The sequence below is a fragment of the Pseudomonas sp. P4_B4 genome, from assembly GCF_056402255.1.
Genome location: NZ_JBFUHS010000020.1, coordinates 64,442 through 89,587, shown reverse-complemented (window position 1 = coordinate 89,587; position 25,146 = coordinate 64,442). Strand labels below are relative to the sequence as shown.

The following is a 25,146-nucleotide window of genomic DNA, read 5'->3' as shown; positions in this document are numbered from 1 at the left end:
GAGCAAGCTCCTGTCATCCGCTCGACTTGCATGTGTTAGGCCTGCCGCCAGCGTTCAATCTGAGCCATGATCAAACTCTTCAGTTCAAACATCTTTGGGTTTTGAGAAAACCCTAAACTTGGCTCAGCAATCGTTGGTTACATCTTTGATTTCTCGCGGAGTAACTTGTGATGCTGATAATCTGTTGACTAGCAGTCTGACTCCACAAGCACCCACACGAATTGCTTGATTCAGTTGTTAAAGAGCGGCTGGTTAAGATCTTTCGTCTCAACCGAGGTGCGCATCTTACAGCGCATCTTTTCAATTTGCAACCTTAAAAGTTTCTGATTTTTCAACAAAATCAACTACTTAAACCAAGAGCAACATCAAACTRCTCGTTAGCGGGAGGCGAATAGTACAGCATTAAAATACGTGGTCAACCCCCCACCTGAAAAATTCTTCTTCCTTACCAAAGCACCCGGGTTGCCACCATGAAATCCTCCAGCGTCTATATAAAGCATCGGGACAGCAGAGAACCCAAACCACCTCGCCTGGACATGCAGGTACAACGACGGCGAGAAAACACTACGACATATGGACACCCAGGGATCCCGAGAGCATGGCTGGTATCGCGTCGAAAATGCCTGGGCCTGGAGCGGACTAGCGCGGCATGCAGGGCACGAAATGCCCTGCTCAATATGACAGAAACGAAAAAGCCCCTGAAATGTTTAACCATTTCAGGGGCTTAGTCTTATTCAATAATGGCGGAGAGATAGGGATTCGAACCCTAGGTACCGGTGAAGGTACAACGGATTTCGAATCCGTCCCATTCGGCCACTCTGGCATCTCTCCAACGGCGCGCATCATAACAACACTTTCGCAGGAAGCGAACCCCCTAAGCGAAATATTTCTGTGCTTTCAGATGCTTGCGTCGGTTAAAGCGGTACGCCCAGACGATTGGCGACTTCTTCGTAGGCTTCGATGACGTCACCGAGGCCCTGACGGAAGCGGTCCTTGTCCATTTTCTTGCCGGTGGCCTTGTCCCACAGACGGCATCCGTCCGGGCTGAATTCGTCGCCCAGCACGATGGAGCCATCGTGGAACACGCCGAATTCCAGCTTGAAGTCGACCAGCAGCAGGCCGGCGTCGTCGAACAGCTTGCTCAGGACTTCGTTGACCTTGAGCGACAGCTCTTTCATGCGAACCAGCTGCTCGGCGGTGCCCCAACCAAAGGCCACGACGTGGGATTCGTTGATGAACGGGTCGCCCTTGGCGTCGTCCTTCAGGAACAGTTCGAAGGTGTAAGGGTTGAGCTTCATACCCTCTTCGACACCCAGACGCTTGACCAGGCTGCCGGCGGCGTAGTTACGCACGACGCACTCGACCGGGATCATGTCGAGTTTCTTCACCAGGCATTCGTTGTCGCCCAGCAATTTGTCGAATTGGGTCGGCACGCCAGCAGCTTCGAGCTTCTGCATGATGAAGGCATTGAACTTGTTGTTCACCATGCCTTTGCGGTCGAGCTGTTCGATACGCTTGCCATCGAACGCCGAGGTGTCGTTGCGAAACAGCAGGATCAAACGGTTAGCGTCGTCGGTCTTGTAAACCGATTTGGCTTTGCCGCGGTAGAGTTCTTCACGTTTTTCCATGATGGGCTCCGCTTGCTAAGTAGATGGGCTAGGCGATGTGTCGCCAGTCGAGCCCTGAATCTTGATCGGCCAGTTGCAGCCAGTCCGGGTCGCACCCGAGGGTGTCGACAAAACATTGCCGGGCCAGCCGCGGCAGGTTGTTCTTGCTGCTCAGATGGGCCAGGACCAGGTGTTGCAGGTCTTTCCAGCCCAGCTCGGCCACCAGGAATGCCGCCTGATGGTTATTCAAATGTCCCAATTCACCGCCCACCCGCTGCTTGAGAAAGTACGGGTAATGACCGCGAGCCAGCATGTCACGACAGTGATTGGACTCGATCATCAACGCATCGAGGTCCCGATAGCCGTCCAGCACCTTGTCACAATACGACCCCAGGTCGGTCAACAGGCCGAAGCGCCGTTCGCCGTCACTGAAAACATATTGCGTCGGTTCTTGTGCATCGTGGGCCACGGCAATGACACCGATGCTCAAGTCGCCGATTTGCAACTGCTCGCCGCCGGCCAGAAAGCCTGCGGGTTCAATCGGTTTGCGCATCCCGCGCAAGGTCCCGCGACTGAGGTAGACAGGCAGATTGTAGCGCCGAGACAGCAAACCCACGCCATGCACGTGGTCGGCATGTTCGTGGGTCACGAGTATCGCGCTCAGCTGCGCAGGGTTCACACCCAGGCGCAGCAGGCGTTTTTCGGTTTCCCGCAGGGAGAAACCACAATCCACCAATACGTACGTATCAGCGCTGGCTATCAGCGTGCCGTTCCCTTGACTACCGCTGCCGAGAACGGCAAAACGCATAGGATCAGCCCAGGTTGTCCTGAATCTTGCTCAACACTTTACGCGCCACATCTGCCGGCGCCACGGTGTTGATGTTTTTCTCGACGGTGACCTGGACGTTCTCGCCAACCTTGCTCAGGCGAACCTGATAACGCTCGGCGCGGGCGTCAAGCTCTTCCTTGCTCGGCGCGCTGCCGAACAGGCTGCTGAAGAAGCCTGGCTTGTCGTCTTTTTTCTCGGCTTTTTCAGCCAGGTTGATGTAGTACAGGCCCAGGCTGCGGTTGATGTCTTCAACACGCCATTCGCCTTGTTCCAGCGCACGACCAACGCTCGACCAGGCACGATCAAGGTCGGTACCGACGTTCAGTACAGGGTTGCCGCTGCCGTCTTCACTCAGGCTGACACGACTTGGCGCGTCGAAATCACGCGAAGCCAGCATGGAGACCGAACCGCCCTTCTCCGAGATACGGCTCATGCTCGCGAGCATGTCGTCGACCAGTGCCGCGTCCAGGCCAGTGTTGACCGAACGGTTGGTGAAGGCCATGTCAGCGGTGCTGCCGGCAGGACGCTCGGCGCTGACCACATAGACTTCACTGGTGTTGCGCTGCACGCCCGGCTCGATGCGCACCCGCACTCGGGTTTCGCTGTCCGCGCTGACGCCGGCCGCGCTCAGGCGCTTGGCCATGGCCGCAGACAGTTCATCGGAATGCTGCCAGGTCGTGGTGAATTCACCGGTTTGCGGACGCTGCTCATCCAGACGGAAACCGTTGTCCTGGAAGAACTGAACGGCCACGGGCCAGACTTCAGCCGGAGGATTCTGCGCCAGGATGGAGCTGGAGCCGCCGCTCTTCTGCAGGGAGTAGGCGCTGGCGTCGGCACCCGCCGTCAGCGGCTGCGGACGAGGAACAACGTATTCGCCCTTGGCGGTGTCATCGGCCACGTTGCGCGGGATCGGCAACAGCGGATCCAGACGCTTGGCGGTACGGACATCCTGCGGTATTTGCATCGGTGCAGTCTGTTGCGCTTCCAGGTAATCGCTACCACGGTCACGGAAATAACCTTCCGGGCCCCAGATCCATCCGCAGCCACTGGTGCTGGAGATAATCAAGGCAAGTGCGGAAAGTCCGGCCATTCGCTTCATGCGTTGTACTTCCTCAATTAAACCAGGACGCCGCACTGGCGCAGGGCCGTGCGCAGCGTTTCGTGACAAGGTGCGCTCAGCCAGGTCAACGGCAGGCGAATGCCTTCGTGCATCAGGCCCATTTCAACCAAAGCCCACTTCACCGGAATCGGGTTGGCTTCGATGAACAGGTCCTTGTGCAGCGGCATCAGTTTTTCGTTGATTGCCCGGGCAGTCTCGGCATCACCCTTGAGGGCGGCCTCGCACAAATCAGCCATTTCACGCGGAGCGACGTTGGCAGTGACGGAGATGTTGCCCTTGCCGCCCATTAGGATCAGCTCGACCGCGGTCGGATCATCGCCGGAAAGGACGATGAAGTCCTTGCTTACGCCATCGAGGATGGCCTTGGCGCGCTTGAGGTCGCCGGTCGCTTCCTTGATACCGATGATGTTCGGCACGGTGGACAGGCGGATCACGGTTTCGGCCTGCATGTCGCAGGAGGTGCGGCCGGGAACGTTATAGAGAATCTGCGGAATGTCGACCGCTTCGGCGATGTGCTTGAAGTGCAGGTACAGGCCTTCCTGGGTCGGCTTGTTGTAGTACGGCACTACCAGCAGGCAGGCATCGGCGCCGGCTTCCTTGGCATTACGGGTCAATTCGACGGCTTCGCGGGTCGAATTGGCGCCGGTACCGGCGATCACCGGAATGCGACCATTGACCTGCTTGACCACAGCACGGATGACCGCGATGTGCTCGTTGACGTCGAGGGTTGCCGATTCGCCGGTGGTGCCGACGGCGACAATGGCATGGGTGCCGTTTTCAAGGTGGAAGTCCACGAGTTTGCTGAGGCTGTCCCAGTCAAGACGCCCCTGTGCATCCATGGGTGTGACCAGTGCCACCATACTGCCCGCAATCATGAAACCGCTCCTGCCGGAAAAAGAGAGCCGTAATGGTACTGGCGCCAAGATGCTTGCACAAGCGAAGTACTGTGCTGCCGCCATTCCCCTAGGCGCCGGTTTTCGCTACCCTTCAGACTTTGATCGGTACAGACAAGCTCGTCCGTCGGGTTTCAGCCTCCATTTTCGGCATCACAAGCCCTGATCCAGCGTTGCCGCCTCTCGCTCCCGCCCCGCAGGAGCACGTCGCAACCTGCCGCTTGGGGTTTTCTGAATTCGCATCCGCAGGCTCGTTCCCGACAAAACGCCCTTTGGACGTATCGACCGCTCATCGCTTTAGGAATGCTGCATGTCCACCCCCACAGTTCGCGAACAATTCCTTGTTATCAGTGCCCTCGGCGCCAACCCCATGGAGCTGACCAACGTCCTGTGCCGCGCCAGCCATGAAAACCGCTGCGCCGTTGTCACCTCTCGCCTGACCCGTCATGGCGAATGCAGTGCGCTGGTACTGGAAATCTCCGGTAGCTGGGATGCCTTGGCGCGCCTGGAAGGCAGCCTGCCAGTACTGGCCAAGCGGCATGCGTTCACGGTCAACGTGGTGCGCAGCGCGGCCCTTGAAAACCGCCCCCAGGCCCTGCCGTACGTCGCTTATGTCAGCTCGGCCTACCGCTCGGACATCATCAACGAGCTGTGCCAGTTCTTCATGGACCACAATGTCGAGCTGGAAAACCTGACCTGCGACACCTATCAGGCTCCGCAGACCGGCGGCACCATGCTCAACGCCACATTTACCGTGACCTTGCCAGCCGGCGTGCAAATCAGCTGGCTGCGCGATCAGTTCCTGGATTTTGCCGACGCGCTGAATCTCGATGCCCTGATCGAACCCTGGCGCCCACAGAACCCAATGTAAGGAAGCTTTCATGGCCGTTGCCATCGACCAACCGGTTGCCGATTTCGAAGCCCCCGCCACCAGCGGGCAAACCGTCAGCCTCGCCGGCCTGAAAGGCAAGCAGGTGGTGATCTACTTCTACCCCAAGGACAGCACGCCGGGCTGCACGACCGAAGGGCAAGGCTTTCGTGATCAGTACGCTGCGTTCAAGGCCGCCAATACCGAAGTGTTCGGCGTGTCTCGCGACAGCCTGAAATCCCACGAGAACTTCAAGTGCAAACAGGAATTTCCCTTTGAGCTGATCAGCGACAAGGACGAAGCCATCTGCCAGCTGTTCGACGTGATCAAGCTGAAAAAGCTCTACGGCAAGGAATACATGGGCGTGGATCGCAGCACGTTCCTGATCGACGCCAAAGGCGTGCTGCGTCAGGAATGGCGCGGCGTGAAGGTGCCGGGGCATGTTGATGCCGTTTTGGCGGCTGCTCAGGCACTGAACAAGGCCTGAGTACCTCAAAAAAATCGCAGCCATGAGCTGCGATTTTTTTATCTCCACCGACTTAAAGCAGTGGCGATACCACCGGCTCCTTGCGCGGCCAAGCGTCCAGCACAGCCTTGAACAGCGTCGCCAGGGGAATCGCAAAGAACACCCCCCAGAAGCCCCACAACCCGCCAAACAGCAGCACCGCGCAGATGATCGCCACCGGGTGCAGGTTGACCGCCTCCGAGAACAGCAAGGGCACCAGCACGTTGCCATCCAGCGTCTGAATGATCCCGTAAACCGCCATCAAGTATATGAACTGATCGCTCCAGCCCCACTGGAACAGCGCAATCAGAAACACGGGCACGGTCACCACCACGGCGCCGACGTAAGGCACCACCACCGAAATCCCCACCAGCAGTGCCAGCAGCGCCGCGTAGTTGAGTTCAAGAACAACGAAGGCGATGTACGTCACGCCACCGCAAATGAAGATTTCGATGACCTTGCCGCGAATGTAGTTGGCGATCTGCCGGTTCATTTCATGGGCGACCCGGGTGATCAACGCCCGTTCACGGGGCAGGTAACCGCGCACCCACTGGCCGATCATGGCCCGATCCTTGAGGAAGAAAAACACCAGGATCGGCACCAGCACCAGATAGATCATGATGTTTACAAGCAATGGCAGGCTCGATAGCGAGAACGTGAGCGCCCACTGACCAAACTTGCCGATTTCGCCCCGCGCCACTTCAATGGCCCGCAGCACTTGCTCATCGGATACCAGGTGCGGATAGCGCTCAGGCAGCAGCAACAAGAGTGACTGCCACTTGGCAAGCATGCCGGGCAACTCATTGAACAACGTAATCAACTGGTGCCACAGCAACGGCACGACAACCACGATGAATACCAGCAACAACCCCATGAATAACGCAAAGACCAGCCCCACCGCGACCCAACCCGGCACGCGCAGGCGCTCGAGGGTCACCACCAGCCCCTGCATCAGATACGCCAGCACCATGCCCGCGAGCACCGGCGCCAGCATACCGCCCAGGGTCAGTACGACGGTGAATGCCAGAAACAGCAGGACAGCCAGCACCACCGCTTCTTCATCGGAGAAATAGCGCTGAATCCAGTCGCGTAACACTTTGAACATCAATAATCCTTAGGAGTAAACGCAGCCGATTTCAGGCTTTTTTCAACCAGTAGCGGTAAACACCCGCTTCATCTTCTTCACGAAGCAGGGTATGACCGGCCAATCGGGCAAAGGTGCGAAAGTCGCGCTGCGAACCCGCATCGGTGGCGATGACCTTGAGTACCGCACCACTGGCCAACCGGTTGAGCTCCATCTTGGCCTTGAGCAACGGCAACGGGCAATTCAGGCCACTGGCATCCAGTTCAACGTCATGCTCTACAGCGTCGGTCATTGCATCACTCCGGGTCAGGTGGTTGAGTTGCCTAGAATATCTGGTCGCAACGCCGGTGTCCGGCTACAGTAAGGTCTTTGTCGACTAAGGCTTTGTGCATGACATTTTTGCGCCCTACCCTGCTGACGCTCGCTTGCCTGCTCGCCTCACCGGGCTTCGCCGACGACCTGCCGTCACTCGGCGACGCCAGTTCTGCCATTGTCTCACCGCAACAGGAATACCAGCTCGGCCGCGCCTGGCTGGCAATGTTGCGCAGTCAGGTTTCGCAGCTCAACGATCCACAACTCAAGGATTACGTGGAATCCAGCGTTTACCGACTGGTCGAGACCAGCCAGGTCACCGACCGGCGCCTGGAATTCATCCTGATCAACAGCCCGCAGCTCAACGCCTTTGCCGCGCCGGGCGGGATCGTCGGGGTGAACGGAGGTTTGTTCCTCAACGCCCAGACCGAAGGCGAATACGCTTCGGTACTGGCGCACGAATTGGCTCACTTGTCGCAGCGCCACTTTGCCCGGGGCGTCGAAGCACAGCAACGCATGCAAGTACCCATGATGGCCGCATTGCTGGCCGGTATCGTGATCGCAGCCGCGGGCGCCGGTGATGCCGGGATCGCGGCCATTGCCGGCACACAGGCAGCGGCCATTCAGGAACAACGGCGATTCTCCCGCCAGAACGAACAGGAAGCCGACCGCATCGGCATTCTCAATCTGGAAAAGGCCGGTTATGACCCCCGGTCGATGCCCACCATGTTCGAACGCCTGATGCGTCAGTACCGCTACGATGCCAAGCCACCGGAATTCCTGCTGACTCACCCGGTCACCGAATCGCGTATCGCCGACACCCGCAACCGCGCCGAACAGGCGCCACAGGGCGGCATCGAAGACAGCATGCGCTACCAACTGATCCGCGCGCGAGTCCAGCTGATCTATGAAGAGACCCCGGGTCTCGGTGCCAAGCGCTTCCGCGCCCAGCTCGACGAAAACCCGAAAAGCGACGTGGCGCGCTACGGCCTGGCGATTGCCCAGATCAAGGGCGGTCAACTGAACGAAGCACGGGAAAACCTCAAGCTGCTACTGGCCAAGGCACCCAACGAGATCATCTACAACCTGGCTCAGGTCGACCTGGACATCACTAACAATCGCCTGCCGGACGCCCAGTCCCGGGTTGACCGGTTGATGGCCCAGTACCCTGGCAACTATCCGCTGAATCAGGTGCGCGTCGACCTGCTGCTGAAGCAGAACCGCGCCGCGGATGCGGAGAAAGCCCTCGAAAGCCTGCTCAAATCGCGTCCGGATGATCCGGACGTGTGGTATCAGGTTGCCGAGACGCGCGGCCTGTCGGGCAATATCATCGGCCTGCATCAGGCTCGCGCCGAATATTTTGCGCTGGTCGGGGACTACAAACAGGCCATTCAGCAGCTGGACTTCGCCAAACGCAAGGCCGGCAGCAACTTCCCGCTGTCTTCGCGAATCGACGCGCGGCAACGCGAGCTGATGGAACAGGAGCGAATGATCAAGGACATGATGGGCTGACGCCCCGGAGACAAAAAGTCCGGACACAAAAAAACCGCCTCTTTCGAGGCGGTTTTTATTCATCCAACAACCGGGTTATTCAGCCAGCTTGAAGGTAATGAAGCTCGCACGACCCTGACGTAGTACCCGCATCGACACCGAGCGGTTCTTTGGCAGCGCCTTGGCGATGTCCGCGAACTCCTTGGTGGAACCGATGGCCTGGTTGTTCAGGTGGGTGATCACATCACCCGGTTGCAAGCCGATCATGGCTGCAGGACCGTCCTGCACTTCCTTGATCACCACACCACCTTTGAGGTCGTATGTTTTCTTCTGGTCGTCAGTCAACTCGACCACGGAAACACCGAGGCGATTGCTGCTGCGCTCGATGCTGGATTTTGGCTCGGCGCCCATCTCCTTGCCTTCTTCCGGAATTGCACCGACGGTCAGTTCGACGTTCTTGCGCTTGCCGTCACGGATCACTTCCAGATTGGCTTTTGCACCAGCCTTCAATGCGCCAACGAGGTGCGGCAGGTCGGCCGACATAACGATTGGCTGACCGTTCATGCTCAGGATCACGTCGCCAACCTGCAGGCCACCCTTGGCAGCCGGACCATCATCCTGGATTTGGGCAACCAGTGCACCGGCCGGTTTCTCCAGACCGAACGACTCGGCCAGGTCCTTGCTCACTTCCTGAATCACGACGCCCAGCCAGCCACGGCTGACCTTGCCACCGGATTTCAGCTGATTGGAAACATCCATGGCCACGTCGATCGGGATTGCAAACGACACGCCCATGAAGCCACCGGAGCGGGTATAGATCTGCGAGTTGATCCCGACCACCTCACCGTTCAGGTTGAACAGCGGGCCACCCGAGTTACCCGGGTTGATCGGCACGTCGGTCTGGATGAACGGCACATAGTTTTCGTTCGGCAGGCTGCGACCGACGGCACTGACGATGCCTTGGGTCACTGTGTGGTCAAAGCCGAATGGCGAACCGATCGCGACAACCCATTGGCCGGCCTTCAGGTCCTGGGATTTACCGAGCTTGAGCACTGGCAGATCCTTGCCTTCGATTTTCAGCAGCGCCACGTCGGAACGTGGATCGGTACCGATCAGCTTGGCTTTCATTTCGCTGCGATCAGCCAGGCGGACGAGGATTTCGTCAGCATCGGCGATCACGTGGTTGTTGGTCAGGATATAGCCATCAGTAGAGATGATGAAACCCGAGCCCAGGGACGTTGCCTCGCGCTGTCGGTCGCGAGGTGAGCGCGATTGTGGCGGCATGCCCCGTTCGAAGAATTCGCGCAACATTGGCGGCAAGCCTTCGAGATCGGGCATTTGTTGGCTGACTTTGCGATCCGGCAGCTTTTGCGTGGTACTGATGTTCACGACTGCAGGCGAGGCCTGTTCGACCAATTGCGTAAAGTCAGGCAACTCGACCGCTTGGGCGGTGACCGCCTGACCGAGCACCAGCACGGTGGCAATAATGGAAAGGTAAGACTTCAAGCGTGGTATCGACATACGGCTCCCGTTACGACGAGCAGGGTTAAGCGATATGGAGCAAGGAACACCGGGAACAATACGCCGGTATTTTTGTTCCGGGAACAACAAACAAGGCCAGAGCCGAGGGGCTCTGACCTATAAGAAATTTACGGGATTTTTGCAAATTGAAATGCTCACGAAACATTTCGAATTCAGCTCACTGCTTGGTTGCAGCGGTGTCGGTGCGCATCGAAAGCGCTATCCGTTCAGCAGTACCGACCGGTATCTCGCCGACGACGGTCACCATCATGTCGCCCTGTGCCGTGGCCAAGCGCCGGGAAACGGCAACGGTGGGCCCCAACTGAGTGCGGGTGTCAGTGACTGTTGCGCCATTCAACGGCTCGAGGAATACCGAAAAGCGCGTCAGACCGTCGTCATACATCAGGCTATTGACCTGGGTTTTGGTCTCCGGATCCTTGCGAGCGGTGCTGCTGATCAACTCGAAGCCGGGCGGCAACCAGTCGGAGCGCCAGACCTGGGCAGACTTGACGGCAGAAGCCTTGTCACTTTCAAGATTGACTGGCTTGCAATCATTACTGGCCTGCAGGTCCTTTTCGGAAGGAACGTCAGCGGTATCCAGTTGTGTGAACTGGAAGCGCTCCAACAACCGCCCCTTGTCGTCCAATAGCAAAGACTTCAGAGGCAGGCCGGTCTCTTTATCCAGATGCAGTTCAAAACCGTAGCGGTGTTGATCGCGGGGTGTGAGCGATACGATCACCGCCGAACGCCCGGCGACACGCGACTTGCCGATGACGGCGAGGTCATACCAACTCTTGAGCTTTTGAGGATCGAGTGCACGGGCAGCGGAGTTGGGGGAGTCCCCAAGCCCTGCTATCAGCGTGCCGCTGACGCATTGAGTTTGCCCATCAATGCGAACGACTTCCTGAGCGGAACCGTCGAGCTGGATCAATCGCTCGCGGACCTTTCCATCCTGGACGCGGTGCCAGATGTTATGGGTAGAAAAACTACCGTTACGCTCGTAGACGAAAGTACCCTGAAAGCTTTGCTGTTGCTCTGCCTGGCCCAGGCGGGTCAACCAGTCCTGGGCTTCATCGGCTTGGGCTGGAACGATGAACCAGCCGCTGAGCAGAAGCGAAAGTAGAGGTATGGCGCGCATGATCCTCCTTAACGGTTTTCCAGGCTTGCGGCACGAGCGTAAGGCAGAGCGCTCTCAGTGCCTTTCAGTGCAGCCTGTTGTGCGTGTTGGCGCAAGTAACCTGGCAGACGCTGATCATGCCAGCCTGGTTGACCTTGCAATACGCCGTTGGCCATTGGGCCAGTAGCATCCGAACTCTCATTGTAGCCTGCCAAAACGGCTGGGCCTTTTACTTGAGGAACGGCCAGCGCGGGTTGACTGGATTGCTGGGCCAGTTCGACACCGGCGATCTCATCCTGGTTGTACAAACGCACACCGGCCAGCACCGCCAGGGTCACCGAAGCTGCGACCGCCAGACGACCCAGGCTGCGCCATGGACCACGGGAAGCTTTTGCCGGTACGGCTTCGTCAGCCAAGGCAGCAGAAACAGCCGCAGCGATATCCAGGCGTGGAAGCAGCAGATCCTTGTGCATCACTGCCCGAGCGATCTGATAACGAGCCCATGTTTCACGGGTTTCAACATCGTCACAGGCATTCAATACCCGACGCAATTCCAATTCGTCCGCTTCGTTATCCATCACTGCGGACAGCGATTCCTGCAGGGCTTCACGACTCATGGCGTTCCTCTCTTGGCTGTCGCCGCTGTCTTTAGTTTTCCTGCAACAACGGCTGCAGGGCTTTGTCGATGGCCTCCCGGGCGCGGAAGATCCGGGAGCGCACGGTGCCTACCGGACATTGCATGACACTCGCAATGTCCTCGTAACTCAGACCATCAAACTCACGTAAAGTTAAAGCCGTACGCAAATCTTCCGGCAGTTGCTGAATGGTTCGATGGACGGTGCCTTCGATCTCATCCCGCAGCAAAGCCCGTTCTGGCGACTCGAGATCCTTGAGGCCATGATCGCCATCGTAGAACTCTGCATCCTCGGAACTGACATCGCTATCCGGCGGCCGACGGCCGCGTGAAACCAGATAGTTTTTCGCCGTGTTGATGGCGATGCGGTAAAGCCACGTATAAAACGCGCTGTCTCCGCGAAAATTTCCAAGTGCACGGTACGCCTTGATAAAGGCTTCTTGTGCCACATCCTGGGCTTCATGGGTGTCGTGCACGAAACGCACGATCAACCCGAGAATTTTGTGCTGGTATTTCAGCACTAGCAGATCGAAAGCACGCTTGTCGCCGCGCTGAACGCGTTCGACCAGTTGCTGATCCTCTTCCTGGGTTAGCATGAACACTCCTCGATGAGCTCGGAGGAGGATTGCAGAAGTAAACCACCAGACTTGCAAACATAGACTCGGGCTTTTCGCAAAAGTTCTCCCCCTCCAGGCAAGTTTCCTGCGGGCTCTGATTTGGCACGCACGAAAAGCGCAGCACGAGTTGACCCGGCTGCGCGGATAATCTTGTCATCGGATTCTTCGGCAAGGATCGAACTGCAATCCCGCACTGAAGCCGACACTGTCCCTTGTTTCAGGCAACCGTCTATTGATCTTGGCCCTTTGGCAAAAGTTCCAAATATTTATAGTTGCACCGAATCGACATTGTGCAACCGTGAAGGGAAAATGGCTGTTAAATCGGCGATACAGCCATTCTCGCGCCCAACGGGCAGAAAAACATCCGACGAAGCGACCGATGTTTTGCGTCACAGTAGTTTCACAATGCCATGCTAGCTCGGGTATTGTGCCGCTCCCCCCCTCTATATACTAGTGGGCTGTGCGGCTGCCTTGACTCGCCTGTCCAGCTGCGCCACCCCCGATCCGGGTCGCTTTGAGCGGAATCCTGAAATGAGCCAACAGTTTCAACACGATGTTCTGGTAATTGGCAGCGGCGCTGCCGGCTTGAGCCTTGCGCTGACCTTGCCCGGTCATTTGCGCATTGCTGTTCTGAGCAAGGGCAACCTCGCCAATGGCTCGACTTTCTGGGCCCAGGGCGGCGTTGCGGCCGTGCTGGACGACACCGACACCGTTGAATCCCATGTCGACGAYACACTCAATGCCGGCGGCGGCCTGTGCCATGAGGACGCCGTGCGCTTCACCGTCGAGCACAGCAGGGAAGCGATTCAATGGCTGATCGACCAGGGCGTGCCCTTTACCCGCGATGAACAGTCGAGTACCGAAGATGGCGGGTTCGAGTTCCACCTGACCCGCGAGGGCGGTCACAGCCATCGGCGCATCATTCACGCCGCCGATGCCACCGGCGCTGCCATTTTCACCACCCTGCTCGACCAGGCCCGGAAACGACCGAACATCGAACTGCTGGAACAGCGGGTTGCGGTTGACCTGATCACCGAGAAACGCCTGGGACTCGAAGGTGATCGCTGCCTCGGCGCTTATGTGCTCAATCGCGGTACCGGCGAAGTCGACACCTACGGCGCGCGCTTTGTGATCCTCGCCTCCGGTGGAGCGGCCAAGGTTTATCTCTACACCAGTAACCCTGACGGCGCCTGCGGCGATGGCATCGCCATGGCTTGGCGCTCGGGCTGCCGGGTGGCGAACCTGGAGTTCAACCAGTTCCACCCTACTTGCCTGTATCACCCGCAAGCCAAGAGCTTCCTGGTTACCGAAGCCCTGCGAGGCGAAGGTGCCCACCTGAAGCTGCCCAACGGCGAGCGCTTCATGCAGCGCTTCGATCCTCGGGCCGAGTTGGCGCCACGGGATATCGTCGCCCGGGCCATCGACCATGAAATGAAGCGCCTGGGTATCGATTGCGTCTATCTGGACATCAGCCACAAGCCCGAAGCCTTCATCAAGACGCACTTCCCGACGGTGTACGAACGCTGCCTGGAATTTTCCATCGACATCACCAAACAACCGATTCCGGTGGTCCCGGCGGCGCACTACACCTGCGGCGGCGTGATGGTCGATCAACAGGGGCGCACCGATGTGCCGGGGCTGTACGCCATTGGCGAAACCAGTTTCACCGGCCTGCACGGCGCCAACCGCATGGCCAGCAACTCGCTGCTGGAATGTTTCGTCTACGCCCGCTCGGCGGCAGCGGACATTCTCGAACAGCTGCCCCTGATTCCGATGCCAACCCCCCTTCCCGCCTGGGATGCGAGCCAGGTCACCGATTCCGATGAAGACGTGATCATTGCGCACAACTGGGATGAACTGCGGCGATTCATGTGGGACTACGTTGGCATCGTGCGCACCAACAAGCGTCTGCAACGGGCGCAACACCGCGTGCAACTGTTGCTGGATGAAATCGACGAGTTCTATAGCAACTACAAGGTCAGCCGGGATTTGATCGAGCTGCGCAACCTGGCCCAAGTGGCCGAGCTGATGATTCTGTCAGCCATGGAGCGCAAGGAAAGCCGTGGTCTGCATTACACCCTCGACTACCCGAACATGTTGCCGGTCGCGCTGGACACTATTCTGGTGCCGCCCACCTACGTCGGCTGAATTTGAGCCGGACCCGCAGGCGTCGGTGCACATCCGCCGCCTGCGCATCCCGGGGCACGCAAATGGCCCGGACCCGGCGCTCGCCACGTAGTCGAAAACGCAGTACCACCACCAGCGGCAGCGCCAGGCTATCCGGCCTCAATTGCACGGGCTGCCAACCCTTGGCCCGACTCCACAACTGCCAGCCATCGGCATCGCGCCGCAAGCCGCAAAAGGCCTGCGGGTGGGTCAGCAGGATTTGCCGGGGTAACAACCAGACTCCGTGAGCCACGCACAGCACGACGCCGAGCGCGCTGGCCCAGACCGGAATTGACAGTAAAAACAAAGAACCCAACGCGAACAGCTGGGCCAGAAGATACGCCGCCAGCAACTGCCGTGAGGCTTGCCAGCGGCATTCGAACCCATTACTTGGGCTGGACACGATCCAGGATCATGCGAACCATGCGTTGCAGCTCAGGATCTTCCGATTCGCTGCGTTCCATGAACCAGCCGAACATGTCCTGATCTTCGCATTCGAGCAACCTGACGTAGCAGGCGCGATCAACCTCGTTGAGGTGTCGATAAACCTCTTTCACAAACGGCACCAGCAACACGTCAAGCTCAAGCATGCCGCGGCGGCTGTGCCAGTAGAGGCGGTTCAGTTCAACATCTTCGACCATGGAGCGCTCCTCAAATAGGCCGCAAGTATACAGGCCCGCGCCCCGTCGAACAGTCGGCTTTGGTCGGTCGCCGATGATCCTTTGTGAACTACCCATTTCCAAGGCGCCCCCTTATGATGTCCGCCAGACTCTTTACCCTGCGATGACCCATGGCCGACTCTGCTTTTTTCTGCACCCTTTCTCATGAAGGTGTTCTCGCGGTCCGCGGCGCGGACGCCAGCAAATTCCTGCAAGGCCAACTGACCTGCAACCTCAACAACCTGAGCGACTCCCGGGCCAGCCTCGGTGCCCGCTGCACGCAAAAAGGCCGGATGCAATCGAGTTTCCGCATCCTGCTCGAAGGGGACGGCGTGATCCTGGCCATGGCCACCGAATTGCTCGAACCGCAATTGGCGGACCTGAAAAAATACGCGGTGTTTTCCAAGTCGAAACTGACCGACGAAAGTGCCGCCTGGGTCCGCTTCGGCGTTGAGCATGGCGATACTGCACTGGCCAGCCTCGGGCTGGACCTGCCGGCAGAAACCGACAGCGTCGTGCGCAACGATGGGCTGATCGCCATCCGTGTCTCGCCTGAACGCGCCGAACTGTGGGTCGCCGCCGGTCAAGCCGATGCGGTCAAAGGCAAGCTGTCGGCGGTGCTGAGCGAAGGCGATCTGAATCAATGGCAGCTGGGCCAGGTCCGCGCGGGGATCGGCCAGGTCATGCCCGGCACCCGCGAGTTGTTCATCCCGCAGATGCTCAACCTGCAAGCGGTCGGTGGCGTGAGCTTCAAGAAAGGTTGCTACACCGGGCAGGAAATCGTCGCGCGAATGCAGTACCTGGGCAAACTCAAGCGCCGCCTGTATCGCCTGCAACTGGCTGCTGGCGAACTGCCTGAACCGGGTACCCCGCTGTTTTCCCCGACCCACGGCAGCTCCATCGGCGAAGTGGTGCTGGCTGCCCGTGCCGGGCAAAACATTGAACTCCTGGCGGTGTTGCAAGCCGAAGCAGCAGACAGTGGGGACATCCACCTGGGCGCGCTCGAAGGGCCGTCCTTGCAGCTGCTCGACCTGCCTTATGAACTGGACCGCGATCGCGAAATCCAGCAATAACGGCAACACTTGGCGCGACACCTAGAGAGACTAAATGAGCGAGCTGGCGGAAAAGGTCCAAAAGGATTTGGTTGAGGCCATCAATAACGATGACCTGGTTCTGCCAACGTTACCGGAAGTGGCCCTGCAGATTCGCAAGGCCGCGGAAAACCCGGAAGTCAGCGTCAGTACCCTGAGCAAAGTGATCGGCCGTGATACCGCGTTGTCAGCACGCCTGATCAAAGTGGTCAACAGCCCACTGTTGCGCGCGACCCAGGAAGTGACCGATCTGCATACCGCGATCACCCGCCTGGGCATCAACTACAGCTGTAACCTGGCGATCGGCCTGGTCATGGAGCAGATTTTCCATGCCCGCTCCGACGTGGTGGAACAGAAGATGCGCGATGTCTGGCGTAAAAGCCTGGAAATCGCCGGCGTCAGCTACGCCCTGTGCCGCCGCCACACCCGACTCAAGCCCGATCAGGCGGCCCTTGGCGGGCTGGTGCATCAGATCGGCGTGCTGCCGATCCTGACCTACGCCGAAGACCACTATGAGCTGCTGTCCGACCCGGTCAGCCTCAACCATGTGATCGACCAGATTCATCCGCTGATCGGCGAAAAACTGCTCAAGGCCTGGGAATTTCCCGACATGCTGGTGCAAGTGCCGCAGCTATACCTGAACTTCAAGCGCCAGTCTGCGCAGGTCGACTATGTGGATCTGGTGCAGGTGGCCAGCCTGTATTGCCTGCAGGACACCGACCACCCGCTCGCCCGTGCCGATGCACTGAATGTACCGGCCTACAAGGCACTCGGAATCGACTTTGACGACAAGGCGATGTGCGCCGATCTGGAAGAAATACGCACAATGTTTTACTGATCATTGTGGCGAGGGAGCTTGCTCCCGCTGGGGCGCGAAGCGGCCCCAAAATAGGGACTGCTGCGCAGTCCAACGGGACGGTGCGGCGATCCGACAAGCTCCCTCGCCACAGTAGGTCTGATCAATCCCCCGCAACAAAACTCACCCGCACCTTCAACCCCGCGTGCTCGCCATCATGCAAGCTGATCTGCGCCAGATGCGCGCGGCAGATCTCACCGACAATCGCCAGACCCAATCCGGAACCGGCCACTTGCTGATTGCGTCGGTAAAAGCGCTCGAATACCCGATCGCGTTCTTCAAGCGGTATGCCGGGGCCATCATCTTCGACTTCCAGCACGGCGGGCGCCGAGACCCGCAGAATCACGTTGCCACCCGGCGGCGTGTGAGCCAGTGCGTTATCCACCAGATTGCTCAGCAGTTCGTTCAATAACGTCGGTTCACCCCGCAGCCAGACCGGTTCATCCGCCTCCAGCGCCAGCGCGATACCACGCTTGTGGGCCAACGGCGCCATGGCCATGCCCAGTTCCCGAGCCAATTGACTCAGGTCGAGTAACTGCGCGCCACCCTCGGCAATCGCCCGGGCGCCATTTTCGACCCGTGCCAGGGAAAGCAACTGATTGGCCAGATGGGTCAAGCGATCAGTGCCCTGGGCGGCGGTCTCCAGCGTGCTGCGCCAGGTATCGGGCTCGGCCGAGCGCATGCCCAGTTCCAGTCGCGCTTTGAGCGCCGCCAACGGCGTGCGCAGTTCGTGGGCGGCATCGGCGATGAATTGCGCCTGCTTCTCGAACTGCCCGCGCAAGCGCTCGGTAAAGTGATTGAGGGCGCGCACCAGCGGCCACAATTCGCGCTGCACTTCCACCAACGGCAAGGGGCGCAGATCGTCCGGCTGGCGCTCTTCCACCGCTGTGCGCAAGCGCTCCAGCGGGCGCAACGCGGCACTCACCGCGAACCACACCAACATCAACGCCCCACCCGCCAGCATGCCCAGTCGCAGCAAAGTATCTGTCGCCAGGCTGCGGGCCATGCTGACGCGCGCTTCATCGGTTTCCGCCACGCGAATTTCCGCCATGCCGTTCATGTTCGGCTCGCTCACGGGTTTGAGCAGGCTCACCACGCGCACGTTCTGCCCGCGGTATTGGGCGTTGTAGAAACGTGCCAGCGCCGGATAGTCATCGGTGCGCGGCGTTCCCGGCGGCGGCGCGGGCAGGTTTTCGTAACCGGAAATCAGCTTCTGATTGATGTCGTTGACCAGGTAGAAAATTCGCCCGGCACTGTCGTAGGCAAAAGTATCGAGAGCCACGTAGGGCACGTCGGCACTCAGGGTGCCGTCGCGCTGGGAGACGCCGGCGGCGATGGTTCGCGCCGAGGCCAGCAGGGTCCGGTCATAGGCCGTGTCGGCGGCTTCGCGCCCGTTCCAGTAGGCGCTCAAACCACTGGCCAGCATCAACACCACCAGCAACAGCGCCAGGTTCCACAGCAACCGCCAGCGCAGGCTGCTGGGCTTATGCATCGCGGCTTTCCAGCAAATAACCGAGGCCGCGGAAGGTCACGATGGCGACCGGCTGGCCGTCGAGTTTCTTGCGCAGGCGGTGCACGTAGATTTCGATGGCATCGGGGCTGGCTTCTTCGTCGAGGCCGAATACTTGAGAAGCCAGTTGTTCCTTGCTCATCACCCGACCGGGGCGTGCGATCAGGGCTTCGAGTACGGCCTGTTCGCGGGAGGTCAGGGTCAGCAATTCTTCGCCGAGGGTGAAACGCCGGGTTTCCAGGTCATAGGCCAGCACACCGCAACGCTGAATGCGTTCACCGCCCAGCACACTGCGGCGCAACAAGGCTTTGACCCGGGCTTCGAGTTCGGTCAGCTCAAATGGCTTGGCCAGGTAGTCGTCGGCGCCGAGGTTCAGGCCGTGGACCCGATCCTTGACGTCGCTGCGGGCGGTCAGCATCAACACCGGCAGGTTCTTGCCCCGCGCCCGCAAACGCGCCAGCACTTCGAAACCATCCATGCGCGGCAAGCCGACGTCGAGGATCGCCATGGCGTATTCCTCGCTGCCCAGCGCCAGGTCGGCTGCCACGCCATCGTGCAGAACGTCCACGGTCAGCCCGGTGCTCTTGAGCGCCTGGGCGACACTTTCGGCGAGCTGCAAATGGTCTTCGACGAGCAGAACACGCATGGATCTTTACCTCATTCCGGGATGGTCGACGCCATTCTCTGGCGCGAAGTTTACAGCCGCAACCGCCGCTGTGAAGCCCGAAAACCGTGAAAGTCAGCTGAAAGGTTAGCGAAAGGTTAGCCCGTTACAGTCCAGCCACGGACAGTTTCGACTGCCGTCGCTGCAGCCACACAGCGATACGAAAAACGCCTCGAAGCGTTTTCGACAAATAAGAACAATAAACGGAGTAAGTCATCCATGCAGTCCCTGCAGACCCAGGCTATCGCGCCTGCCCGCCTCTCCCGTTTCAGCCACACTGCGCTTGCCAGCGCTGCCGCCCTTGCCGGCTTTTCACCCTTGAGCCAGGCCGCATTCTTCGAAGACAGCTCGGCCACTTTCGAAACCCGCAACATGTACTTCAATCGCGATTATCGCGACGGTACCAGTGCCCAACAGTCCAAGCGTGACGAGTGGGCCCAGGGTTTCATGCTCAATCTGAAATCAGGCTACACCGATGGCACCGTGGGGTTCGGTGTCGATGCGCTGGGCATGTTGGGGGTCAAGCTCGATTCGAGCCCGGACCGTACCGGTACTGGCCTGCTGCCGACCGACGATGGGCGCGCCGTCGACGAATACTCCAAGCTCGGCCTGACCGGCAAAGTGAAGATCTCCGCCAGCGAGCTGAAGATCGGCACCCTGATTCCGGAACTGCCGATCCTCAAGCCCAACGACGGGCGCATCCTGCCGCAGACCTTTGAAGGCGGCATGCTGACCTCCAAGGAGATCAAGAACCTGACCTTTACCGGCGGTCGTCTGGACAAAGCCAAGGACCGCGACAGCACCGACTTCGAGGACATTGCCCTCAACAACAAGAACGGCCGTTTCGCTGGCACCGTGGCCGGCAAGCACTTTGATTTTGGCGGCCTGGACTACAAGCTCACCGACAAGATCACCGGCAGCTACCACTTCGCGCAACTCGATGAAGTCTACAACCAGCATTTCCTCGGTTTGATCGCCTCGCAGCCATTTGGCCCCGGCACCTTTGGCACCGACCTGCGGTTTGCCATCAGTGACGACCAGGGCGAGGCCCGTGGCGGCAAGATCGACAACAAGTCCCTCAACGGTCTGGTGAGTTACGCCTTGAGCGGGCACAAGCTAAGCGCGGGCTACCAGCACATGTCCGGCGACAGCGCGTTCCCGTATGTGGATGGCGCCGACCCGTACCTGGTGAACTTCGTACAGATCAACGACTTTGCCGGCGCCGAAGAGCGCTCCTGGCAAGTCCGTTATGACTTCGACTTCGTCACCCTCGGTGTCCCCGGTCTGACCTTCATGAGCCGTTACGTGAGCGGTGACAACATCAAGCTCAAGAACGGTGACGAAGGCAAAGAGTGGGAACGCAACAGCGAGATTAAATATGTTGTACAAAGTGGCGCGCTCAAGGATGTCGCCGTGCGTCTGCGCAATGCCACCTACCGTTCCAACTACTCCGCTCGCGATGCCGATGAAGTGCGTCTGCTGGTGAGCTATAGCGTTGCCCTTTGGTAATTCAGTACGTCAATAACAACAACTCCCAAGGAGACTTGAATGAACCTGTCAATGCGTAAACTAGCCCTCGCCGCCAGCGTCCTGCTGTTCACCGGCCAAGCGCTTGCCGAACCCAAACGTCCGGAATGCATCGCCCCGGCCTCGCCCGGCGGTGGTTTCGACCTGACCTGTAAACTGGCGCAAAGCGCGCTGTTCAACGAAAAATTGCTGACCAAACCGATGCGCGTGACCTACATGCCCGGCGGTGTCGGCGCGGTGGCGTACAACGCGGTGGTCGCCCAGCGTCCGGCCGATGCCGGCACCCTGGTGGCCTGGTCCAGTGGTTCGCTGCTGAACTTGGCCCAAGGCAAGTTCGGTCGTTTCGATGAAACCAACGTGCGCTGGCTGGCCGCCGTTGGCACCAGCTATGGCGCCATCGCGGTGAAGAGCGATTCGCCTTACAAGACCCTGGACGATCTGGTCCAGGCACTGAAGAAAGATCCGAGCAAAGTGGTGATCGGTTCCGGCGGCACCGTCGGCAGCCAGGACTGGATGCAAACCGCGCTGATCGCCAAGGCTGCCGGGATCAACCCGCGTGACCTGCGTTACGTTGCCCTCGAAGGTGGCGGCGAAATTGCCACCGCCCTGCTCGGCGGCCACATCCAGGTCGGCAGCACCGACATCTCCGACTCCATGCCGCACATCCAGAGCGGCGACATGCGCCTGCTGGCGGTGTTCGCCGACAAGCGCCTGGACGAGCCGGAAATGAAGGACATTCCGACTGCCCGCGAGCAAGGCTACGACATCGTCTGGCCGGTGGTGCGCGGCTTCTACCTCGGGCCGAAAGTCAGCGATGAAGACTATGCCTGGTGGAAAGCAGCCTTCGACAAACTGCTGGCTTCCGAAGACTTCGCCAAGTTGCGCGATCAGCGCGAGCTCTTCCCGTTCGCCATGACCGGCCCGGAGCTGGACACCTACGTGAAGAAGCAGGTTGCGGACTACAAAGTGCTGGCCAAAGAGTTCGGCCTGATCCAGTGATCGCCTCTGTCTAGCGGCTGCGGCTCCGTTTGGCGGAGTCGCGGCACAGGAGTTCCCCATGCTCTTACAACGCATTTTTGCTTCGGTGCTGTTGCTGGTCTGCCTCGGCCTCGCGCTGATGGCGTGGCCGTACCAAGCGGCTTTTTCCTACGAACCGGTGGGGCCTCGGGCCTTTCCATTGCTGATGCTCGGCCTGATGGGCTCAGCACTGTTGTACATGGTGTTCCGTCCGGCACCGATCAAGCACAGTGCTGACGAGCCGCCGCTGGATCGCGAAACCCTGACCAAGATCGGCATCTGTGTGGTGCTGTTGCTGGTATTCGCCGGTACTTTCGAACCCCTGGGCTTCATCGTCGCCAGCATCCTGATCGGCGTGCCCATGGCCCGTCTCTATGGCGGCCGCTGGGTACCGAGCATCGTGATCATCAGCCTGATGGCCGTCGGCCTCTACCTGCTGTTCGACAAGTTGATGGACGTGCCGCTGCCGCTTGGCGTGCTCGACGTTCTGGAGAACTGATATGGATACTCTTGGCTATTTGGGTCAGGGTTTCGGCGTCGCGCTGAGCCCGTACAACCTGGTGACTGCACTGTGCGGCACCCTGATCGGCACTGTGGTCGGCCTGTTGCCGGGCCTGGGGCCGATCAACGGCGTGGCACTGTTGATCCCGATCGCATTCGCCCTCGGCCTGCCACCGGAGTCGGCACTTATCCTGCTGGCGGCGGTGTACCTGGGATGCGAATACGGCGGCCGGATCAGTTCGATCCTGCTGAACATCCCGGGCGAAGCGTCCACCGTGATGACCACCCTCGACGGTTACCCGATGGCCCGCAAAGGCCTGGCTGGTGTAGCGCTGTCGCTGTCGGCATGGAGTTCGTTCATCGGTGCGTTTATCGCTACCTGCGGCATGGTGCTGTTCGCCCCGCTGCTGGCGAAATGGGCGATTGCCTTCGGCCCGGCGGAATATTTCGTACTGATGGTGTTTGCGATTGTCTGTCTCGGCGGCATGGCCGGTGACCGTCCGCTGAAGACGTTCATCGCGGCGCTGATCGGTCTGTTCCTGTCGACCGTCGGCATCGACGCCAACAGCGGTGTGTATCGCTTCACCGGGGACAACATCCACCTGACTGACGGCATCCAGTTCGTCGTGCTGGTGCTGGGCCTGTTCTCCATCAGCGAAATCCTCCTGCTGCTGGAAAAAACCCACCACGGCCAGGAAGCGGTGAAAGCCACGGGCCGCATGATGTTCAACTTCAAGGAAGCGGCGTCGGTGTTCGTGGTGAACATCCGTTGCGGCGTACTGGGTTTCATCATGGGCGTGTTGCCAGGTGCCGGTGCGACCCTGGCCAGTGCCGTGGCCTACATGACCGAAAAACGCATGGCGGGTGCCAAGGGTACTTTCGGCCAGGGCGACATGCGCGGCCTCGCGGCGCCGGAAACCGCCATCGGTGGCGCGGCCTGCGGTGCGCTGGTGCCGATGCTGACCCTCGGCGTTCCAGGTTCCGGCACCACGGCGGTGATGATCGGCGCCCTGTCGCTGTACAACATCACTCCGGGCCCGCTGCTGTTCCAACAGCAACCGGACATCGTATGGGGCCTGATCGCTTCGTTGTTCATCGCCAACGTGATGCTGGTGATCCTCAACATCCCGATGATCCGCATCTTTACCCGCATCCTCGCCGTGCCGAACTGGGCCCTGGTGCCGGTGATCGCGATCATTACCGGGATTGGTGTCTACGCGGTGCACGCGACAACGTTCGACCTGTTCCTGATGATCGGCATTGGCATCTTCGGTTATATCCTGCGCAAGCTGGACTTCCCGCTGTCGCCGGTATTGCTGGGCTTCATCCTCAGCGGCCTGATGGAGCAGAACCTGCGCCGCGCCCTGTCGATTTCCAACGGTGCGCTGGAAATCCTCTGGTCGAGCCCGATCACCTTCGGTTGCTGGGTCCTGACGGCGATCATGCTGCTGATGCCGCTCATCCGCATCTGGCGCAAACGTTCGGCCGCGCAACGCGTTATCGCCGATGTCTGATCGGTCACCCTTCAGAACCTGGTGGGGAACCCCGCTGGTCGGCCTGCTGGGCGGTTACCTCGCCAGCCAGGTCGGCTGGCCTTTGCCGTGGATGGTCGGCTCGTTGCTGGCGATCATCCTCGTACGCTGCCTGACACCCTGGCAATTGGCCGAAATCCCTGGCGGCCGCAAGTGCGGCCAGTGGATCGTCGGTATCGGTATCGGCCTGCATTTCACCCCGCTGGTGATCGAGCAGGTACTCAGTCATTTCGGTCTGATCTTCTTCGGTGCGTTGGTCACCAGCCTGTCGGCGGTTGTCGGCGTGTGGCTGATGCGCCGCACCGGTGAAGATCGCGCCACGGCGTTCTTTTCCAGCATGCCCGGTGGTTCCGGGGAGATGGTCAACCTCGGCGCCCGCAATGGTGCTGTGCTCAGCCGTGTGGCGGCGGGGCAGAGTTTGCGGGTGTTGGTGGTCGTGCTGTGCGTACCGGCAGCCTTCAAGTATTTGTTGGGCGACGGTGCGCCGATTTCCCACGCTGGCAGCATCGATTGGCGCTGGCTGGCAGTGTTGTTTCCCGCTGGTGCGTTGGCGGCCTGGATCTGGGAACGCCTGCGTCAACCCAACCCCTGGCTGTTCGGGCCGTTGCTGGTCAGCGCGGCAGTCAGCATCGGCTGGGATTTGCACATCGGATTGCCCAATGGCGGTAGCCAGATCGGCCAATGGTTGATCGGTAGCGGTCTGGGCTGTCACTTCAACCGGCAGTTTTTCCGGCGTGCGCCATCGTTCATGGGGCGCACCTTGATCGGCACGGTGTTGACCATGCTGATCGCCACGGTGGCGGCCTTGGGTTTGAGTGCGCTGACCCATCTGGATCTGCGTTCACTGACTTTGGGCATGATGCCGGGAGGTATTGCCGAGATGAGCCTGACGGCGGAAACCTTGCAGCTGTCGGTGCCGCTGGTAACGGCGATGCAGGTGATGCGCTTGTTGTTTGTGCTGTTTCTGGCGGAGCCGTTGTTCAAGTACTGGAATCGACAACCAGATTCTGTCTGATAGACCGAGT

25 protein-coding genes, 1 tRNA gene and 1 rRNA gene are annotated in these 25,146 nt (G+C 59.6%); 11 read left to right on the top strand and 16 right to left on the bottom strand.

From position 1 onward, the window contains the following. The 6 genes from AC1DVE_RS20545 to dapA form a co-directional block, all read right to left on the bottom strand. A 16S ribosomal RNA gene (locus AC1DVE_RS20545) occupies positions 1-86 on the bottom strand; the annotation flags it as partial. A gap of 655 nt (positions 87-741) precedes the next feature. Further along, positions 742-831: transfer RNA gene (locus AC1DVE_RS20540), tRNA-Ser, on the bottom strand. Positions 832-914: 83 nt separating this feature from the next. Continuing rightward, positions 915-1,628: a phosphoribosylaminoimidazolesuccinocarboxamide synthase gene (purC, locus tag AC1DVE_RS20535; RefSeq protein WP_007944067.1), complete on the bottom strand. Its 714-nt coding sequence runs from the start codon at positions 1,626-1,628 to the stop codon at positions 915-917. Between the two features lie 28 nt (positions 1,629-1,656). After that, complete coding sequence (locus tag AC1DVE_RS20530; RefSeq protein ID WP_218430385.1) at positions 1,657-2,415, bottom strand: MBL fold metallo-hydrolase; 759 nt, start codon at positions 2,413-2,415, stop codon at positions 1,657-1,659. 4 nt (positions 2,416-2,419) lie between these two features. Beyond that, entirely contained in the window at positions 2,420-3,535 is a 1,116-nt protein-coding gene (bamC, locus tag AC1DVE_RS20525) for an outer membrane protein assembly factor BamC (protein ID WP_223458282.1), read from the bottom strand. A 17-nt stretch (positions 3,536-3,552) separates the two neighbouring features. Next, positions 3,553-4,431, bottom strand: coding sequence for a 4-hydroxy-tetrahydrodipicolinate synthase (gene dapA / locus AC1DVE_RS20520; RefSeq protein WP_223445998.1), 879 nt, complete (start codon positions 4,429-4,431; stop codon positions 3,553-3,555). A gap of 328 nt (positions 4,432-4,759) precedes the next feature. Here dapA and AC1DVE_RS20515 point away from each other — a divergent pair, with 328 nt between their 5' ends. Both AC1DVE_RS20515 and AC1DVE_RS20510 read left to right on the top strand, forming a co-directional pair. After that, the gene (locus AC1DVE_RS20515) at positions 4,760-5,320 is read left to right on the top strand and encodes a glycine cleavage system transcriptional repressor (RefSeq protein ID WP_007979776.1); all 561 of its coding nucleotides are present in this window, start codon (positions 4,760-4,762) and stop codon (positions 5,318-5,320) included. 10 nt (positions 5,321-5,330) lie between these two features. Further along, on the top strand, positions 5,331-5,804 hold the full coding sequence (locus AC1DVE_RS20510) for a peroxiredoxin (protein ID WP_110658539.1): 474 nt from the start codon (positions 5,331-5,333) through the stop codon (positions 5,802-5,804). Between the two features lie 52 nt (positions 5,805-5,856). Here AC1DVE_RS20510 and AC1DVE_RS20505 read toward each other — a convergent pair whose 3' ends face one another. After that, positions 5,857-6,927 carry an AI-2E family transporter gene (locus AC1DVE_RS20505; protein ID WP_150727526.1) on the bottom strand — a complete coding sequence of 357 codons (1,071 nt, stop codon included), beginning with the start codon at positions 6,925-6,927 and terminating at the stop codon, positions 5,857-5,859. Between the two features lie 31 nt (positions 6,928-6,958). Next, on the bottom strand, positions 6,959-7,198 hold the full coding sequence (locus tag AC1DVE_RS20500) for a sulfurtransferase TusA family protein (protein WP_007979782.1): 240 nt from the start codon (positions 7,196-7,198) through the stop codon (positions 6,959-6,961). Between the two features lie 98 nt (positions 7,199-7,296). On the opposite strand from AC1DVE_RS20500, the gene AC1DVE_RS20495 reads away from it, so the two are divergent. Next, positions 7,297-8,730, top strand: a complete 1,434-nt coding sequence (locus AC1DVE_RS20495) for a M48 family metalloprotease (RefSeq protein WP_223458284.1) — start codon at positions 7,297-7,299, stop codon at positions 8,728-8,730. A 75-nt stretch (positions 8,731-8,805) separates the two neighbouring features. Here AC1DVE_RS20495 and AC1DVE_RS20490 read toward each other — a convergent pair whose 3' ends face one another. The 4 genes from AC1DVE_RS20490 to rpoE form a co-directional block, all read right to left on the bottom strand. Beyond that, positions 8,806-10,230 (bottom strand): DegQ family serine endoprotease, encoded by a 1,425-nt coding sequence (locus AC1DVE_RS20490; RefSeq protein WP_223458286.1) that lies wholly within the window; start codon positions 10,228-10,230, stop codon positions 8,806-8,808. 178 nt (positions 10,231-10,408) lie between these two features. Then, positions 10,409-11,368: a MucB/RseB C-terminal domain-containing protein gene (locus AC1DVE_RS20485; RefSeq protein WP_477784151.1), complete on the bottom strand. Its 960-nt coding sequence runs from the start codon at positions 11,366-11,368 to the stop codon at positions 10,409-10,411. 8 nt (positions 11,369-11,376) lie between these two features. Beyond that, positions 11,377-11,964 carry a sigma-E factor negative regulatory protein gene (locus AC1DVE_RS20480; RefSeq protein WP_223458290.1) on the bottom strand — a complete coding sequence of 196 codons (588 nt, stop codon included), beginning with the start codon at positions 11,962-11,964 and terminating at the stop codon, positions 11,377-11,379. Positions 11,965-11,995: 31 nt separating this feature from the next. Continuing rightward, on the bottom strand, positions 11,996-12,577 hold the full coding sequence (gene rpoE / locus AC1DVE_RS20475) for an RNA polymerase sigma factor RpoE/AlgU (RefSeq protein WP_003172477.1): 582 nt from the start codon (positions 12,575-12,577) through the stop codon (positions 11,996-11,998). 552 nt (positions 12,578-13,129) lie between these two features. Here rpoE and nadB point away from each other — a divergent pair. Then, complete coding sequence (nadB, locus tag AC1DVE_RS20470) at positions 13,130-14,746, top strand: L-aspartate oxidase (RefSeq protein WP_223458292.1); 1,617 nt, start codon at positions 13,130-13,132, stop codon at positions 14,744-14,746. Here nadB and AC1DVE_RS20465 read toward each other — a convergent pair. Further along, positions 14,715-15,167, bottom strand: coding sequence for a protein YgfX (locus AC1DVE_RS20465; protein WP_223533469.1), 453 nt, complete (start codon positions 15,165-15,167; stop codon positions 14,715-14,717). The genes nadB and AC1DVE_RS20465 overlap by 32 nt on opposite strands. Beyond that, entirely contained in the window at positions 15,151-15,405 is a 255-nt protein-coding gene (locus tag AC1DVE_RS20460; protein ID WP_057716026.1) for an FAD assembly factor SdhE, read from the bottom strand. The genes AC1DVE_RS20465 and AC1DVE_RS20460 overlap by 17 nt, the downstream gene beginning before the upstream one ends. Before the next feature lie 149 nt (positions 15,406-15,554). On the opposite strand from AC1DVE_RS20460, the gene ygfZ reads away from it, so the two are divergent. Then, positions 15,555-16,496 (top strand): CAF17-like 4Fe-4S cluster assembly/insertion protein YgfZ, encoded by a 942-nt coding sequence (ygfZ, locus tag AC1DVE_RS20455; RefSeq protein ID WP_223458296.1) that lies wholly within the window; start codon positions 15,555-15,557, stop codon positions 16,494-16,496. 34 nt (positions 16,497-16,530) lie between these two features. Then, entirely contained in the window at positions 16,531-17,352 is an 822-nt protein-coding gene (locus tag AC1DVE_RS20450; RefSeq protein WP_477784150.1) for an HDOD domain-containing protein, read from the top strand. 121 nt (positions 17,353-17,473) lie between these two features. On the opposite strand, the gene AC1DVE_RS20445 is transcribed toward AC1DVE_RS20450, so the two are convergent. Both AC1DVE_RS20445 and AC1DVE_RS20440 read right to left on the bottom strand, forming a co-directional pair. Then, positions 17,474-18,862 carry a sensor histidine kinase gene (locus AC1DVE_RS20445; protein ID WP_223533470.1) on the bottom strand — a complete coding sequence of 463 codons (1,389 nt, stop codon included), beginning with the start codon at positions 18,860-18,862 and terminating at the stop codon, positions 17,474-17,476. Beyond that, on the bottom strand, positions 18,855-19,526 hold the full coding sequence (locus AC1DVE_RS20440; RefSeq protein ID WP_007979804.1) for a response regulator: 672 nt from the start codon (positions 19,524-19,526) through the stop codon (positions 18,855-18,857). The genes AC1DVE_RS20445 and AC1DVE_RS20440 overlap by 8 nt, the downstream gene beginning before the upstream one ends. A 237-nt stretch (positions 19,527-19,763) precedes the next feature. On the opposite strand from AC1DVE_RS20440, the gene AC1DVE_RS20435 reads away from it, so the two are divergent. Genes AC1DVE_RS20435 through AC1DVE_RS20415 form a run of 5 tightly spaced genes read left to right on the top strand, consistent with a single transcriptional unit; the run spans position 19,764 to position 25,136 of the window. Beyond that, positions 19,764-21,053, top strand: coding sequence for an OprD family porin (locus AC1DVE_RS20435; protein WP_223458302.1), 1,290 nt, complete (start codon positions 19,764-19,766; stop codon positions 21,051-21,053). A gap of 39 nt (positions 21,054-21,092) precedes the next feature. Then, on the top strand, positions 21,093-22,070 hold the full coding sequence (locus tag AC1DVE_RS20430) for a Bug family tripartite tricarboxylate transporter substrate binding protein (protein ID WP_223537396.1): 978 nt from the start codon (positions 21,093-21,095) through the stop codon (positions 22,068-22,070). Between the two features lie 58 nt (positions 22,071-22,128). Further along, positions 22,129-22,587, top strand: a complete 459-nt coding sequence (locus AC1DVE_RS20425; RefSeq protein WP_046041541.1) for a tripartite tricarboxylate transporter TctB family protein — start codon at positions 22,129-22,131, stop codon at positions 22,585-22,587. Between the two features lies 1 nt (position 22,588). Next, positions 22,589-24,103 carry a tripartite tricarboxylate transporter permease gene (locus tag AC1DVE_RS20420; protein ID WP_477784149.1) on the top strand — a complete coding sequence of 505 codons (1,515 nt, stop codon included), beginning with the start codon at positions 22,589-22,591 and terminating at the stop codon, positions 24,101-24,103. Next, entirely contained in the window at positions 24,096-25,136 is a 1,041-nt protein-coding gene (locus AC1DVE_RS20415; RefSeq protein WP_223458304.1) for an AbrB family transcriptional regulator, read from the top strand. The genes AC1DVE_RS20420 and AC1DVE_RS20415 overlap by 8 nt, the downstream gene beginning before the upstream one ends. The last annotated feature ends 10 nt before the right edge of the window (positions 25,137-25,146 follow it).